The organism is Streptomyces regalis (assembly GCF_001509475.1).
In the GTDB taxonomy this organism is placed as follows: domain Bacteria; phylum Actinomycetota; class Actinomycetes; order Streptomycetales; family Streptomycetaceae; genus Streptomyces; species Streptomyces regalis.
On the sequence record NZ_LLZG01000375.1, the window covers coordinates 148786 to 163556 of the forward strand.

A 14771-nucleotide genomic window follows, 5' to 3' on the forward strand; every position below is an offset into this window, starting at 1 on the left:
GGCTGTTCCCTGCAGGCTGTACCCCACCGCTCCAGAACCGGAAGACCCCCGCCCATGACCATCCGCGTCCTGCTCGCCGACGACCAGGCCCTGCTGCGGGCCACCTTCCGGATCCTGATCGACTCCTGCCCGGACATGGAGGTGGTCGGCGAGGCCACCGACGGTGCCGAGGCCGTCGATCTCGCCCGGGCCCACCGCCCCGATCTGGTCCTGATGGACATCCGCATGCCCGGCACCGACGGTCTGGCCGCCACGTCCGCGCTCTGCGCCGATCCGGACCTCGCGGCGGTGCGGGTGCTGATCCTCACCACGTTCGAGATCGACGAGTACGTCGCGCAGGCGCTGCGGGCCGGGGCCAGCGGCTTCCTCGGCAAGGACGTCACGGCGGACGTGCTGCTCGACGGCATCCGGACCGTGGCCGCCGGCGAGTCCCTGCTCTCCCCCGCCGCGACCCGCACACTGATCACACGGTTCCTGGCCTCCCCCGCCGAGAGCTCCCAGTCGGCCGCGCCCGAGGACCTCGCCACCCTCACCGCCCGCGAGCGGGAGGTCATGGCCTGGGTGGCCGAGGGGCACTCCAACGAGGAGATCGCCGAGAAGCTCTTCGTCAGCCCGCTGACCGTGCGCACCCACGTGCACCGTGCCATGACGAAGCTGGGCGCCCGCGACCGTGCTCAACTCGTCGTCATGGCCTACCAGTCGGGTCTGGTGCGGGCCGTGCCGCCGAACGGGGACGGCTGAGGGCCCGGCCCGCCGTTCAGGGGAAAACGGCGGCAAGGGTGCGTGGCGGCGGGCGGGACCGTCGAGAACTGACCCGTGAGTCTGCCGCTGATCCCTCCCATGCTCGCCACGCCGGGCACCCTGCCGCCCGCCGCGCAGGACGCGCGCTGGGCGTACGAGACCAAGCAGGACGGCCAGCGCGCGGTGGTCTATCTGGAAGGGGACGGCAGTCTGCTGCTGCGCGCCCGTTCCGGCGAGGACATCACGGCCGCCTATCCCGAACTGCGGCCGCTCGGCGGCGCGCTCGGCACCACACGCGCCGTGCTGGACGGGGAGATCCTGGCGCTGGACGAACAGGGCCGCGCCGACTTCCAGTTGCTGCAGTCCCGTATGGGCCTGGCACACGCGCCCACGCGGGCCGCGCGGATGGCGGCTCAGACCCCCGTCCATCTGGTGCTGTTCGACGTGATGCACCTGGCGGACCGCTCGCTCGTCACGCTGCCCTACACCCGGCGGCGCGGGCGGCTGGAGGAGCTGGGTCTGAGCGGGCCGTTCTGGTCGACGCCGGGTGCGCTGGTCGGGCACGGGGCCCAGGCGCTGCGCGCGACGCGCGAGCACGGTCTGGAGGGGCTCGTCTGCAAGCGGCTGGACTCGGTGTACGAGCCCGGGGTGCGTTCCCGCGCCTGGATCAAGATCCGCAACATGCGCACGGAGGACGTCATCGTCGGGGGCTGGCTGCCCGGCAAGGGACGGCTCACGGGGCTGCCGGGCGCGCTGCTGGTCGGACAGCGCGCGGCCGGAAAGCTGCGGTACGTCGGCGGCGTGGGCACGGGCTGGAGCGAGGCCGAACGGACGCAGCTGGCCGGGCTGTTGCGGGCCTGCGCGAGTGACGTGTGCCCCTTCGATCCCGTACCTCAGGTGGCGGGCGCGCACTGGGTGCTGCCCCGGCTGGTCGGCGAGGTCCGCTTCAGCGTCCGCACCCGGTCCGGGATGCTGCGCCAGCCGTCCTGGGTGCGACTCAGGCCCGACCTCGCACCCGAGGACGCGGCGGCCGACCTGCCGGACGACGGGGTGTGACGCGCCTTCATCCCCGATGGCTCCCGACAGGCCCGTGGGCGGGCCTTCTTGAGAGCTCGACAACTGGGTGGAAAGGTGCACCTTCTCGGCGGACGGGCTCCAACTGTTGCACTGATCGTTACCGGCGGTACGCACGCGCCTCTTGGCACGGAAGTGAAAAGACAGGATTCTGAACTCTCCTTCCCCCCATAGCCGTTGGGCTGCGCCCGGATCCCCGAGGAGACGCAGTGTCGTCACAGACGTTCCGCACACACCGCAAGCGATGGCTCACCGGTCTGGCCGGTGCCGCCGCGCTCGTCGTCGCTTTCCCCGGCGTCGCCTTCGCCGCTCCGCCCGCGGCGCTCCCCGCCAACGCCGAGGCGGCCGAGCAGACGTACCAGCCCGCCTACGACTACGACACCGACGGCTGCTACTCCACCCCCGCCATCGGCGCAAACGGAACCGTCAACGGCGGCCTCAGCCCGACCGGTTCGCTCAGCGGCGACTGCCGTGACGCCTCGGACCTCGACAACACCAACGGCTACTCGCGCTACAAGTGCAACAACGGCTGGTGCGCCTACATGTACGGCCTGTACTTCGAGAAGGACCAGGCCGTGGCGGGCAGCAGCATCGGCGGGCACCGGCACGACTGGGAGCATGTTGTGGTCTGGGTGCAGAACAACGCGGTGCAGTACGTCTCGACGTCCAACCACGGCTCGTTCACGATCAGCCCCGCGTCCTCCGTGCGCTTCGACGGCACGCACGCCAAGATCGTGTACCACAAGGACGGCATCAGCACGCACTGCTTCCGCCTCGCGGGCTCAGGCGACGAGCCGCCGGAGAACCACAAGGGCACCTGGCAGTACCCGCCCCTGGTGGGCTGGAACGGCTACCCGTCGGGCGTGCGCGACAAGCTGGTCGCGTACGACTTCGGCAGCGCCAACTTCGGCCTGAAGGACGCCAACTTCGCGAACCATCTGGCGTCGGCGAAGCCGTCCGGCATCGCGTTCGACCCGTACGCCTGATCCGCCCCCTCGGGCTCGGGGTGTAGGACCGTGGACGTTCCCGGTTCCGCCCCGAGCCCGATCCGGTTCCCTGCGCCGCTGCATAGCGTCGTCGGCATGGACACCCACGACACGAGCGGGCAGCTCGAAGAAGCCCTGGAACGGCTCCACATGTCCGGCCCGGAGCACCACGGCCGGCTCTCGAACCACGCCCCCATGGTCGTCGAGTCGCTCGCCGCGAACGGGCAGGCGGGCGCGGTGCATCGGTGGCTGGATCGGTACGAGAGCAAGCTCGAGGACTTCCCCGACCGCGTGGCTCCCGTCACCGACGACAACTGGCCCTCCGCCTTGGGCGACGTGCGCCGGGCCGCGGACTGGATCGACCACTTCTCCCGCGCCCTCACCGGCCGTCCCTGGAAGACCGTCCTCGCCGAATGGTGGCCGCGTCTGCTCCCCGGGCTGTACGGCGCCGCGACGCATCCGGTGATCCGGGTCGGCCACGCCGTACGCGCCCTGGAATCCGGTGCGAGCGAGCCGCGTCTCGCCGAACTCGCGCACGCCCTCGGCTACTGGGCCGCCCGGCACCGCACGGTCTCCGGTGTCACCGCGCTGCCCGGAGCGGCGAGCGCCGCGCAGTCGCTGGACGCCGTACCCGCGATCCGGGAGCCGCAGGGCACATTCCCGGCCCGCCTCGCCGCCGTACGGCAACTGCCCGTCTGGGCGGGCGACGTGGGCGACCCCGGCACCGCCCGCGAGCGCCTCACCGAACTCGTCCGTGCCGCGACCCACCGCTACGCCACCCACGGCCACGGCGAGGAGACCATGCTCGTGCACGCGGCCACCGCACCCAACGCCGTGCTGCGCACCCTCGATTCGCTGCCGCGCGAGCTGTGGGCGCCCAGCCTGCACGCCGCGTGGACGGCGTCCGCGGCGGTCACCGCGATGTACGCCCCGGCGGAGCCGGTCGCCTACACGCCGCCCGCCCGGCTCACGCCGGAAGAGGTCCTTCAGCGTGCTCTCGCCCACGGCGACGAGCACGTCATCAAGCTCACCGACACGGCCCTGGACGTCGGTGACGAACCCGCCCTCGCGGCCGCGCTGCGGGCGGTCGAGATCAGCCGGCCGCCGGCCTGACGTCCCCGTCGACGAGGGCGTCACCCAGGGCCGTTCGCCCGTACAGCACGTAGTGGCCCTGACGGCGGGACTCCAGCAGGCCGGCCTGCCGCAGGACCGAGAGGTGGGCCGACACGGTCGACGGGGCCAGGCCGTGACGGCGGGCCAGGTCCGTCGTCGAGGACGGGGTGGCGAGGCCGGCCAGGACCGCGGCGCGCTGGTGGCCGAGCAGCCGGGCGAGCGCCTGCGCCGGGCGCGGTGCCGGGGCGATGTGCAGGCGGCCCATGCCCCGGGCGGGGTAGATGACCGTAGGCTGCCAGGGCCGGGCGAAGCCGCTCACCACGTCCGGCCATACGAACACGCTCGGCATGAGCAACACGCCTCGGCCGTCGGCGGGTTGGGCGTCCGGCACATCACGGTACTCGCGCAGTGTGAGGGTGTGGCCGGCCCAGTCGACGGCTGGATGCAGTCCGGTGAGCAGCACGTCGAGCCCGCCGCCCGCCGCACTGCGCGAGCGGTGCGCGATGTCGGCCTCGAGGACGGCGCGATGGCGCGGCCAGTCGGGCGCGAGCAGGGCGCGCCAGGCCCGTTCGGTGAGGTCGGCGAGGCGCTGGACGGTGGCGGCCGGGTCGTCGAGCGCGGCGCGCCCCTGGGGTGACTCGGCGAGGCCGGGGGTGCAGTGGAGCGAGCGGGCCATCTCCGCGTGCGCCAGGTCGGGGTCGGTGGCGCGCATCCGCGCCAACTCGTCCTCGATCGAGGGATACGGCTCCTCGGGCGGCGGGCCCAGGAAGTCCGGGGTGTAGCCGCCGGGGGGCGGGATGAACAGCCACAGCGGTGCCAGGTCGAGGCCGGCGACCGTACGGCGCATGCGGCGCAGCCAGCCCTGGTGGTAGCCGTGCCGGGCGGGCCGGCGGAGCATGCGCAGCGCCTCGTGGGTCTGGCACAGCGGCGAGATCGCGAACCGGCAGCGCGTGAGGTCGTCGGTGCCGAGGTGCAGGGCGAGCGGCATGGCGACCCCCGTCGTGAGCAGCTATTCGTCCTGGACCGAAAGAGTAGAGGGACCTGCCGCGGACCGGCACGCTTGCCCCGACTTCCCCCGTTGGAAAGGCGGATGGATGGGCAGCGTACGTCCGGCACCCTGGCGGCGTGCCGCAGTCGTCGCGGCGCTGATGCTGGCGGCGTTCACCTTCAACACCACCGAGAACCTGCCGGTCGGGCTGCTCGCGCTCATGGCGGACGACCTGCGGGTTTCACTGACGGCCGTGGGCGCGCTGGTGACCGGGTACGGCCTGACCGTGGCCGTCGTGTCGTTGCCACTCGCCCATGTCACCCGGTCCCTGCCACGCCGGTATCTGCTCGCGGGGCTGCTGGGGCTGCTCGCCGTGGCCAGTTGGGTGTCGGCGCTGGGCGGCCTGTCGTACGGGCTGCTGCTCGCGGCTCGGGTGGCGACGGCGATGGCACAGGCGTTGTTCTGGTCGGTGATGGGGCCGGTCGCGGTCGGGCTGTTTCCGCCCGAGCGCCGGGGGCGGATCATCGGGCTGCTGTCCGTCGGCGGTTCCCTGGCCACGGTGGCCGGGGTGCCGGCCGGGACCTGGCTGGGCGGGCACACCGGCTGGCGGACGCCCTTCGCGCTGCTCGGCCTGCTCGCGCTCGTCTCCCTCGTGACCATCGGCTTCCTCCTGCCGTCGTCCCGCCCGCAGGACGGCCACTCCGCGTACGGTGCCACCCCCGACCGGCGCGGGTTCTACGCCGTGCTGACCGTCACCGCCCTGTCGGTGACCGGCTTCTTCGCCGGGTTCACCTATGTCGTCGCCTTCCTCGACGAGGTGAGCGGAGTGGGCGAGGACGCGGTGAGCGGCGTGCTGTTCGCGTTCGGCGGCGCGGCGCTGGCCGGGGTCGCCGTGACCGGGCCGCTCCTCGACCGCTTTCCACGGGCCACGCTGGGCGTGCCGGTGGCGGTCCAGGCGGTGGCGCTGCTCGGCCTCTACGCCATCGGGCACGTCCCGGCGGTGAGTGTCGTGCTGATCATGCTGCTCGGTGCCTCGGTCGCGACCACCTTCATGGCGTCGCAGAGCCGGGTTCTCCAGGTGGCGCCGGGTCGCACGGAGACCGCCCTCGCGGCCAACTCGGCCTCCTACAACGTGGGCATCGCCGCTGGTGCGCTGCTCGGGGGCGTACTGCTGCCCGTGGTCGGGGTGCGCGGCACGTTCCTGGCCGGAGGGCTGCTGACGGTGGGGGCGCTGGCGGTGCTGGTCCGGCCCGTGCGGGCGGGCGGCAAGGACGGGACGGGCGGCAAGGGCCGGGCGCGAATGGGGCGGTACCGTACGGACGCGGGGTTGTGACGGTCTATCGTGTCCGCATGTCCGTCCCTGAACTCATCCGTATCGTCTCCCGTGACTCACCCATGGCGCTCGCCCAAGTGGAGCGTGTCCGCGCCGAGTTGACAGTCCTCCACCCCGGTGTACGCACCGAGGTCGTGCCCGTGAAGACGACCGGCGACAAGTGGATGGGCGATCTGTCCCAGGTCGAGGGCAAGGGGGCCTTCACCAAGGAGGTGGACGCGGCGCTGCTGGCGGGCGAGGCCGATCTCGCCGTGCACTGCGTCAAGGACATCCCCGCCGACCGGCCGCTGCCCGCGGGGACGACGTTCGCCGCGTTCCTGAAGCGGGACGACATCCGCGACGCCCTCATCCATCCCGACGGACTCACGCTGGACGAGCTGCCGGCGGGCACCCGGATCGGCACCTCCTCGGTGCGCCGCGTCGCCCAGCTGGCCGCCACCCACCCCCGCCTTCAGTGCGTGCCGTTCCGCGGCAACGCCAACCGGCGGCTGGAGAAGCTGGCCGCCGGCGAGGCCGACGCGCTGCTGCTGGCGGTGTCCGGCCTCGAGCGCATCGGCCGCCGTGACGTGATCAGCGAGGTCCTCTCCCCCGAGACGATGATGCCGCCGATCGGCGCGGGCATCCTCGCCCTGCAGTGCCGGGAGGGCGACACCGAGCTCATCGACGCGGTCAGCGGCCTCGGTGACCCGGACACCTATCGGGAGGCCACCGCCGAGCGCATGTTCCTGCACGTCCTGCAGGGGCACTGCAACAGCCCGATCGCCGGGTACGCGCGCGTGGACCGGGGCGGCGAACTGTCCCTGCGGGCCTGCGTGTTCACCCCGGACGGCAAGACGCGGCTCAACGCCCACGAATGGGCCGGCCGTCTCGACCCGGCCACGCTCGGCACGTCAGTCGCCGTCGCGCTGCTGCGCCAGGGGGCTCGCGAGATCATCGACGGCATCCCTCACTGAGCCGCCCGGCCCCGAGGCCGCTCCCGCGTCGGTCGGCGCCCCGTACCGAGACGCTCCGCGTCAGGCGGTGCCCTCTTCGGCCTGGTCCCGCAGGAAGTTGCTCACCTGGAGCGCGAGGCCGTCACGGAGGGTGGCGGCGTGGGCGCCGACGGAGTTCTCCTGCAGCCCGAGGCCGCCGGTCCACAGCCGGCGGTCGGCCCACTCCTCCTCGACGCGCAGCTGGATCTGGACGTCGACCTGGCTCAGGCTCGCCTCCGGGCCCGCCGCGTACAGCACGGCGGTGGCCCGGCGCAGCGGGTAGACGTCGAAGCCCTCGATGAACTGCGAGTTGCGCCAGTCGATGAACGCGGCCTCGCCGTCGCGGCCGATCCGCACGTCGATCTGACCGTCCTCGAGGTGGATGCCGAAGTGCCTCTCGCCGCGGTTCTCGACGGTGACGCGGACCCTGAAGTACGTCAGCCCCTCGGCGGCGTCGTCCCGTCCACGCGGCGGCTCGGCGGCTTCCAGGCGGTGGACGCGGACACGCAGACCGGCATGCTCGTCGTACTCGTGCCAGTCCCCGACCACGTTCGGCTCGTACACAGTCCACCTCTCGACCTCAGAGAGCTGCTTCCTATCTTTGCGCCGAGTGCACTGTCAAATGAGCAGAATGCGCTGTGGCCAGCCCATTCGCCCCCTTGATCACCGATCAAGCCGTGGGCAGGAAGAATCCGCTTTCCGACCTGACGACCGCATTCGGCTACGTGCCGCACATCACGTTCCAACCCAAGATCAGCGACAGGTGGGCGGGGGTGCCGAGGAGGGAGCCGCGCGGGGCGTCGAGCGGCTTCAGCGGGTTCCAGGTCAGCGCAACGCCGAGCAGCGCGGCGACGAGGATCACGACGACGGCCTGGACCAGGGACTTCACAGCTCGACGGCGCACATCGCCAGGACACGCGGGCGGGCAGCAGGCGCGCAGCTCGGGCGGCCGTAACAGCAGGTAGATGCCCTCAACGCGGTCCCGGTCAGCCGACGCGGCGTGCGGTGCGGCGGGCACTTCGGACATCGCGGAAGCCGTCCGCCGGCGTGGGCAGCGGGTCGGGGTCGGCCGCCCCTGTGAGTGCGAGGCGGAGGAGGCGCCGGGGAGCCGGTCGGCGGCGCCGTTGGGACCGAGCAGGCCGAAGGCCCCCTCCCGCACCGTGAGGTCGAGTCCGAATTCCGGCCAGGTACAGCTCCGTCGCCACGTCCGAGATCCCGATTCCGGGCCGCGCTCCACGAACAGCCCGCTTCTGTGCGAACGCACAGTCATCCCGCGGCAACACGAAGTAGCATTCACGAAATTCGTTTCGGAAACCCTTTTGGAGGGAATGCACCGGTATGTGCTTCGGACAGGAGGCACGTCCGTGGGAGCCGGCCCACCGGGCCCCGAGGTGTCCTCCTGAGGTCCGAGTCCGCGCCTCCCACGGTGTCTGTCCAGCCAGCACCTGCTGAGGGAGGTGCGCACGGATGAGTGCCACCACCAGAACGAAGCAGCATCCGCACGACGACGCCCCTGACACTGCGGAAGCGTTCGACCGGCTCGTGGGACTGCCCGACGGGCCGGAACGAAAGGCGCTCAGGGACGATCTGGTTCAGGCGTGGTTGCCCATGGCCGAGCGGATCGCCGTCCGGTTCAAGGGGCGCGGCGAGTCCCTCGAGGACCTGTACCAGGTGGCCGCCCTGGGACTGGTGAAGGCCGTCGACCACTACGACCCGGCCCGCGGCCACGCCTTCGAGGCGTATGCGGTGCCCACCATCACCGGCGAGATCAAGCGGCACTTCCGCGACCACATGTGGACGCTGCACGTGCCGCGCCGGGTCCAGGACCTGCGCAACCGGGTGCGGACCTCCGCGAAGGAGTTGTCGCAGCAGACCCCCGGGCGCGCACCCACCGTTCCCGAGATCGCCGAGCACGCGCATCTGAGCGAGAGCGAGGTGCGCACGGGGATGGAAGCCCTGGAGTGCTTCTCCGCGCTGTCGCTGGAGGCGGAGATGCCCGGCACGGACGGTTATGCGCTGGGCGACGCGCTCGGCTGTCCGGATCCGGCGTACGACGTGGTCGTCGACCGTGTGACCGTCAAGCCGTGCCTGCAGCGGCTTCCGGAGCGTGAGCGGACCATCCTCTACCTCCGCTTCTTCGGCGGGATGACCCAGAGCCGCATCGCGCAGCAGCTCGGCATCTCGCAGATGCACGTCTCCCGGTTGCTCAGCGCCTGCTTCGCCCATTTGCGCGACGAAATGCTCGCGGAAGCCCGTTGAACCCGAAGGGGTGAGTCACTCCTGGGCCGATCCCGGAATCTGCGTCGGGCCGTACCGCTCGAGGGCCTCTTCGAGCTCGACGCTGATTTCGGGCGGCATCTCCCCGTTCCGGCCCCAGAGGAGGATCAGTTCCGCGACCTGGCGGAGCTTGATGTTCGTGTGCTGGGACACGTCCTTCAGTACCGCCCACCCCTGGTCCGGCGACACGCGGCCGAGCGCGACGACCATGCCGATCGCCTGGTCGATTACGGCGTGCGAAACGACCGCTTCCTTGAGCTGGTCGACTTCCTCTTGCAGCTCGAGGATCCGGTCGGTCTCGTCTGCGGGCTCGTGCGATGCCACGCCTCCATCCTCGCCGCTTCGCCGTTCGTGTGCCAGTGAAGCGGAGGGTCGGCCTCAGCCGTTTCGGCGCCACGCCGGGGGTAACTCGACAGGCCCCGGAACGGATCCGGCTGGACACTGGGAGGAGACCGGTGGCCGCCGGTCGCGCGAGACCAGGACGCGACTGCCATGAACGACGATGCGAGAAACGCCAGGGGCACGACTGACGTCGTCTCCACACACTCCGTGTTCGGGGCACCCTGTTGGGTGAGCCTGACCAGCCGCGATCTCGAGGTCACCCACGACTTCTACTCGGCCGTACTGGGCTGGCGCTGGCGGCCCGCCGAGCTGGGCGACCGCTTCTGGGTCGCGCTGGCGGACGGGATCCCGGTGGCCGGGGTCGCGGCGGTCGCCACGATGTGGCAGATGGCCGTGGCCTGGACGCCCTACTTCGCCGTGCCGAGCGCGGACGAGGCCGTGGCACGTGTGCAGGAGCGCGGCGGCACATCCGCCGTCGGACCGCTCTCACTGCCGCCCGGGCGGGCGGCGCTGCTGGCCGACCGGGACGGCGCGACCTTCGGTGTGTGGGAGGGCGAGCTCCACTCCAGCTGGGAGACCTGGCGGCGCGCGGCGCCCACCTTCATCCGCCTGCACACCCGCGACGCCTTCGACGCCGCGATGTTCTACGGCGAGGTACTCGACTGGGCGACGGAGCGGCCCGGCTGCTGCGAGGTCCGCTACGAGGGCGGGGAGGTCGTGCTGCGCAGCGGCGGCGATGTGGTGGCACGGATCGAGTCCGGTGCGCTGGAGGCGGCGCCGGATCCGACGATCCGACCGCACTGGCAGGTTCACTTCGCGGTCGCCGACGTGGCGGGGTGTGTGCGGGCGGCTGAGCTGCATGGTGGCAGCGTGCTGTCGAAGGGGAGCGAGGAGGCTGTGCTGCGCGATCCCGATGGCGCGCAGTTCACGGTGACGTCGCGTCGCGAACGGTAGCGGTCGCACCCCTTCAGGGATCCCCTCAGGGACGTTGCCGCGAGGGTCTGGACAAGAGAACCAGGCTGCGGCGTTCGATGAGCAGGGCGGTGCCCGCCTTGTGCTCCGACTCGTCCGGGGGGCCCTGTGGTTCGGCCGTGTCGATCAGGGTCGTCCAGCGGTCGCCGTAGGTGGCGTCCGGCAGTTGGAACTCCACGGGCTCCCAGTAGCTGTTGAGCAGCAGCAGGAAGGAGTCGTCGACCACGGGGCGGCCGCACCAGTCGGGTTCGGCGATGGCGTCGCCGTTGAGGAAGACGGCGACCGAGTGGGCGTCGGAGCGCTGCCAGTCCTCGTCGGTCATCTCGCGTCCGTCCGGGAGCAGCCACACCAGGTCGGGCAGCGGCTGCTCGGGGTGGGTCGCCGTCTCGCCCTGGAAGAAGCGGCGGCGGCGCAGGACGGGGTGGGCGGCGCGCAGGGCGATGACGTAGCGGGTGAAGTCGGCGAGGTCACGCTGGTCGTCGGTGAGCCGCCAGTCGATCCAGGAGACTTCGTTGTCCTGGCAGTAGACGTTGTTGTTGCCGCGCTGGGTGCGGCCGAGTTCGTCGCCGTGGCCGAGCATGGGGATGCCCTGCGAGAGCAGCAGCGTGGCCAGGAAGTTGCGCTGCTGACGGGCGCGCAGTCGCAGGACGGCCGGGTCGCCGGTCTCGCCCTCGGTGCCGCAGTTCCAGGAGCGGTTGTGGCTCTCGCCGTCCCGGTTGCCCTCGCCGTTGGCCTCGTTGTGCTTGTCGTTGTACGAGACGAGGTCGCGCAGGGTGAACCCGTCGTGCGCGGTGACGAAGTTGACGCTGGCGCGCGGGCGGCGCCTGCTGTGCGCGTACAGGTCGGAGGAGCCGGTCAGCCGGGAGGCGAACTCGCCGAGCGAACCGGGCTCGCCGCGCCAGAAGTCCCGTACGGCATCGCGGTACTTGCCGTTCCACTCCGACCACAGCGGCGGGAAGTTGCCCACCTGGTAGCCGCCCTCCCCCACGTCCCACGGCTCGGCGATCAGCTTGACCCTGCTGATCACCGGGTCCTGCTGGATCAGGTCGAAGAACGCCGAGAGGCGGTCCACCTCGTGGAACTGTCGGGCGAGCGTGGCCGCAAGGTCGAAGCGGAAGCCGTCGACGTGCATCTCCGTGACCCAGTAGCGCAGCGAGTCCATGATCAGCTGGAGCACGTACGGGTGGCGCATGAGCAGGCTGTTGCCGGTGCCGGTGGTGTCGTAGTAGTGCGCCCAGTCGCCGTCCACCAGGCGGTAGTACGAGGCGTTGTCGATACCGCGGAAGGAGAGGGTCGGGCCGCGCTCGTTGCCCTCGGCGGTGTGGTTGTAGACCACGTCGAGGATCACTTCGAGGCCGGCCGCGTGCAGCGCCTTCACCATCGACTTGAACTCGGTGACCTGCTGGCCGCGGGTGCCGTGGGCGGCGTAGGCGTTGTGCGGCGCGAAGAAGCCGATCGTGTTGTAGCCCCAGTAGTTGGACAGGCCCCGGTCGAGCAGCACGCCGTCCTGGACGTACTGGTGCACCGGCATCAGTTCGACAGCGGTCGCCCCGAGAGACGTCAGGTGCTCGACGACCGCGGGGTGCGCGAGTCCGGCGTAGGTGCCGCGCAGCTCCGGGGGGACGTCGGGGTGGGTGCGCGTGAGGCCCCGTACGTGCGCCTCGTAGATGACGGTGTCGGCGTACGGCCGCCCCAGCGGGCGGTCGTCGCCCCAGTCGAAGTACGGGTCGGTCACCACGCCGAGCATGGTGTGCCCGGCGCTGTCGGCCGGGGACGGGGCGCCCGGGGTGCGCTCGAAGAGGGAGGCGTGGTTGTCCACCCGGCCGTCCACCGCCCGGCTGTACGGGTCGAGCAGCAGCTTCGCCGGATTGCACCGGTGGCCGAGGCCCGGGTCCCAGGGGCCGTGCACCCGGTAGCCGTAGCGCTGTCCCGGTCCGACGCCGGGCAGATATCCGTGCCACACGAAGCCGTCGACCTCGGTCAGCTCGACGACGCTGTGCCGTTCCTTGTGGTCGACGAGGACGAGCTGGACGCGTTCGGCGACCTCGCTGAACAGGGCGAAGTTCGTACCCTGTCCGTCGAAGACCCCTCCCAGCGGGTAGGGGTGCCCACTCCAGGCCGGCACCCCTTTGCCGCGTCGTCGCACCGTCACCGGGCCTCCTCCAGGACGACGTCCCGGGTGCCCGCCGCGTCGGCCACGGCGGTGACAGGCACCTCGCGCGGCACCTGAAGGGCCTCGCGCAGGTGGGGGGCGGGCGCCGTGGGCACGAGCGGGGCCCGTTCGCCGGCGCGGGCGCGCTGCGAGAACCAGATGATCTTGCTGCCGGTCTCGGTGGCGCAGCAGCCCCAGCCGTCGCTCATGGCGGCGAGGTGCTGCAGGCAGGCGCGCAGTTCGTGGTCGGGGCGCAGGGCACGGTCGTTGTCGCCGATGGCGGTGATGAGGTGCTGGCCGTTCCACCACATCTCGATCGATGTGTTCTTGTCCCTCGCGTGCTCGTCGATGACCCGCAGCAGCATCTCCGTGCCGTGGCGGACGGGCTCGACAAGTGTCTCCAGGTCCCAGTACCGGAGGTGAGCGGCCAGAATTCGGCTGACCTGTCCCACCCGTTCGGGGCTGACTTCCACGTCGAGGTGGTAGTAGCAGGGCACTGCGGTCTTCACCGTCGTTACCTCCTCACCGCGAAAGCTCCCGCTCTCCTCGCCCCTGCGGGACGGGCCCCGAGCACGGAGCGTGAGCACTGATCGCTTCTGAGTCACTCCAGGGTGGGGGCGGTACGCCATTCGTGCAACAGGAGCGCGCATCCGAGGTAGTTGAAGCCCCAACAAGACGCTGAGTGGTCAACCATGCACCATGTGTGAAGACCTCGATGCCCGTAACGGAACCCGTGTGTGCGCGCACGGGTGCCGCCCGACGGTCGGGAGACGCGTCATCGAGCAGCCCGGAAGGTGAACGGCGCCATGCTGCTACCGGCCAAAGCCGAAGTCGCTCGGCAACTGCGGCGATATCGGGCCTGGGAACGCGCCATGCTCGCGGCCCCGGCCGACCACACGGTGCGCGCCACCTTCGAGGACGCCGGGTACACCCTGTGCGTACTGATGGGAAAACGCTGTGCACGCGAGGCCGCGGACGCGGCCGAACGCTATCTACGCATCCCTCTGGCGGCCTACCTCCGGGAGCAGGACGAGCGGCCCCACCTGACCGCCACCGGGCGGCGGGGGCCACCGAGATCACGGCGGTGGCGTTTCCTTGCGGGGAGGTAGGACCCCTCCGGCGCAGCTTCGACCCCCGGCCGGGCCTGGTGCCCGGCCTCAAGCACGGCGGAGGTGAACCATGGGCAGGACCAAGACGAAGACCGGGACCACGACCGGAACGATCGGCCGCATCCCGGTACGGGACGTACAGCCGGCCGTGGAGTGCGGCAGACATCCGGCAAAGGCGGTCGCGGGAGAGACCTTCGAGGTCACCGCCACCGTGTTCCGTGAGGGCCACGACGCCGTGGCCGCCAATGTCGTGCTGACCGATCCCGACGGCCGTCCCGGCCCGTGGACGCCGATGCACGAGCTGTCCCCGGGCAGCGACCGCTGGGGCGCCAAGGTGACCCCGTCCTCGGTGGGCCACTGGACCTTCCAGGTGGAGGCCTGGAGCGATCCGGTGGCCACGTGGCGCCACACCGCCCGGATCAAGGTCCCGGCCGGGATCGACGTCGGGCTCGTCCTGGAGGAGGGCGGCGAGCTGTACGAGCGTGCGGCGGCCGCAGTGCCCGACAAGGCGGGGCGGTCGACCGTGCTGGCCGCCGCGGAGGCGTTGCGCGACGACTCGCTGCCGCCCGTGTCACGGCTGGAGGCGGCCTTCGCGGCGAACGTGGATGCGGTGCTGGGGCGGTATCCGTTGCGGGATCTGGTGACGGCGTCGGATCCGTTGCCGCTGCTGGTGGAGCGGGAGCGGGCCCTGTACGGCTCCTGGTACGAGTTCT

The 14771-nt window shown here is 71.4% G+C and carries 16 protein-coding genes; 10 read left to right on the forward strand and 6 right to left on the reverse strand.

Features of this window, described 5'->3' with window-relative positions; all coding sequences use genetic code 11:
- The first annotated feature begins 54 nt into the window (after positions 1-54).
- The 4 genes from ADL12_RS36870 (at position 55) to ADL12_RS36885 (ending at position 3914) form a co-directional block, all read left to right on the forward strand.
- Positions 55-741 (forward strand): response regulator, encoded by a 687-nt coding sequence (locus tag ADL12_RS36870; protein ID WP_062710875.1) that lies wholly within the window; start codon positions 55-57, stop codon positions 739-741.
- A gap of 75 nt (positions 742-816) precedes the next feature.
- Positions 817-1797 carry an ATP-dependent DNA ligase gene (locus ADL12_RS36875; RefSeq protein ID WP_062710876.1) on the forward strand — a complete coding sequence of 327 codons (981 nt, stop codon included), beginning with the start codon at positions 817-819 and terminating at the stop codon, positions 1795-1797.
- A gap of 227 nt (positions 1798-2024) precedes the next feature.
- Positions 2025-2801 (forward strand): NPP1 family protein, encoded by a 777-nt coding sequence (locus tag ADL12_RS36880; protein WP_062710882.1) that lies wholly within the window; start codon positions 2025-2027, stop codon positions 2799-2801.
- Between the two features lie 96 nt (positions 2802-2897).
- On the forward strand, positions 2898-3914 hold the full coding sequence (locus tag ADL12_RS36885; protein WP_062710885.1) for a questin oxidase family protein: 1017 nt from the start codon (positions 2898-2900) through the stop codon (positions 3912-3914).
- Here the strand turns inward: ADL12_RS36885 and ADL12_RS36890 are convergent.
- Entirely contained in the window at positions 3895-4902 is a 1008-nt protein-coding gene (locus tag ADL12_RS36890; RefSeq protein WP_062710888.1) for an ArsR/SmtB family transcription factor, read from the reverse strand. The two genes, ADL12_RS36885 and ADL12_RS36890, sit on opposite strands and share 20 nt — an antisense overlap.
- Positions 4903-5008: 106 nt before the next feature.
- Between ADL12_RS36890 and ADL12_RS36895 the strand changes: the two genes are divergently transcribed.
- Entirely contained in the window at positions 5009-6235 is a 1227-nt protein-coding gene (locus tag ADL12_RS36895; RefSeq protein WP_079052470.1) for an MFS transporter, read from the forward strand.
- A 17-nt stretch (positions 6236-6252) separates the two neighbouring features.
- On the forward strand, positions 6253-7188 hold the full coding sequence (hemC, locus tag ADL12_RS36900; protein WP_062710943.1) for a hydroxymethylbilane synthase: 936 nt from the start codon (positions 6253-6255) through the stop codon (positions 7186-7188).
- A 60-nt stretch (positions 7189-7248) separates the two neighbouring features.
- On the opposite strand, the gene ADL12_RS36905 is transcribed toward hemC, so the two are convergent.
- Together ADL12_RS36905 and ADL12_RS57870 are read right to left on the reverse strand one after the other, a co-directional pair.
- The gene (locus ADL12_RS36905; protein ID WP_062710891.1) at positions 7249-7770 is read right to left on the reverse strand and encodes a hypothetical protein; all 522 of its coding nucleotides are present in this window, start codon (positions 7768-7770) and stop codon (positions 7249-7251) included.
- A 157-nt stretch (positions 7771-7927) separates the two neighbouring features.
- Positions 7928-8233 carry a hypothetical protein gene (locus tag ADL12_RS57870; protein ID WP_279617185.1) on the reverse strand — a complete coding sequence of 102 codons (306 nt, stop codon included), beginning with the start codon at positions 8231-8233 and terminating at the stop codon, positions 7928-7930.
- Between the two features lie 440 nt (positions 8234-8673).
- Here ADL12_RS57870 and ADL12_RS36910 point away from each other — a divergent pair, with 440 nt between their 5' ends.
- The gene (locus tag ADL12_RS36910) at positions 8674-9465 is read left to right on the forward strand and encodes an RNA polymerase sigma factor SigF (protein WP_062710894.1); all 792 of its coding nucleotides are present in this window, start codon (positions 8674-8676) and stop codon (positions 9463-9465) included.
- Positions 9466-9480: 15 nt separating this feature from the next.
- On the opposite strand, the gene ADL12_RS36915 is transcribed toward ADL12_RS36910, so the two are convergent.
- Positions 9481-9807, reverse strand: a complete 327-nt coding sequence (locus ADL12_RS36915) for an ANTAR domain-containing protein (protein WP_062710897.1) — start codon at positions 9805-9807, stop codon at positions 9481-9483.
- Between the two features lie 168 nt (positions 9808-9975).
- On the opposite strand from ADL12_RS36915, the gene ADL12_RS36920 reads away from it, so the two are divergent.
- Positions 9976-10779, forward strand: a complete 804-nt coding sequence (locus ADL12_RS36920) for a VOC family protein (RefSeq protein ID WP_062710900.1) — start codon at positions 9976-9978, stop codon at positions 10777-10779.
- A gap of 25 nt (positions 10780-10804) precedes the next feature.
- Here ADL12_RS36920 and glgX read toward each other — a convergent pair whose 3' ends face one another.
- Complete coding sequence (gene glgX / locus ADL12_RS36925; protein ID WP_079052471.1) at positions 10805-12949, reverse strand: glycogen debranching protein GlgX; 2145 nt, start codon at positions 12947-12949, stop codon at positions 10805-10807.
- Positions 12946-13458: a hypothetical protein gene (locus ADL12_RS36930; protein ID WP_062710904.1), complete on the reverse strand. Its 513-nt coding sequence runs from the start codon at positions 13456-13458 to the stop codon at positions 12946-12948. Before ADL12_RS36930 ends, glgX begins: the two co-directional genes overlap by 4 nt.
- Positions 13459-13755: 297 nt before the next feature.
- Between ADL12_RS36930 and ADL12_RS36935 the strand changes: the two genes are divergently transcribed.
- Together ADL12_RS36935 and ADL12_RS36940 are read left to right on the forward strand one after the other, a co-directional pair.
- Positions 13756-14058: a DUF5133 domain-containing protein gene (locus ADL12_RS36935; RefSeq protein WP_062710909.1), complete on the forward strand. Its 303-nt coding sequence runs from the start codon at positions 13756-13758 to the stop codon at positions 14056-14058.
- A gap of 70 nt (positions 14059-14128) precedes the next feature.
- Positions 14129-14771 (forward strand): maltotransferase domain-containing protein (locus ADL12_RS36940; protein ID WP_159053397.1); only part of this gene is annotated, 643 nt, incomplete at its 3' end.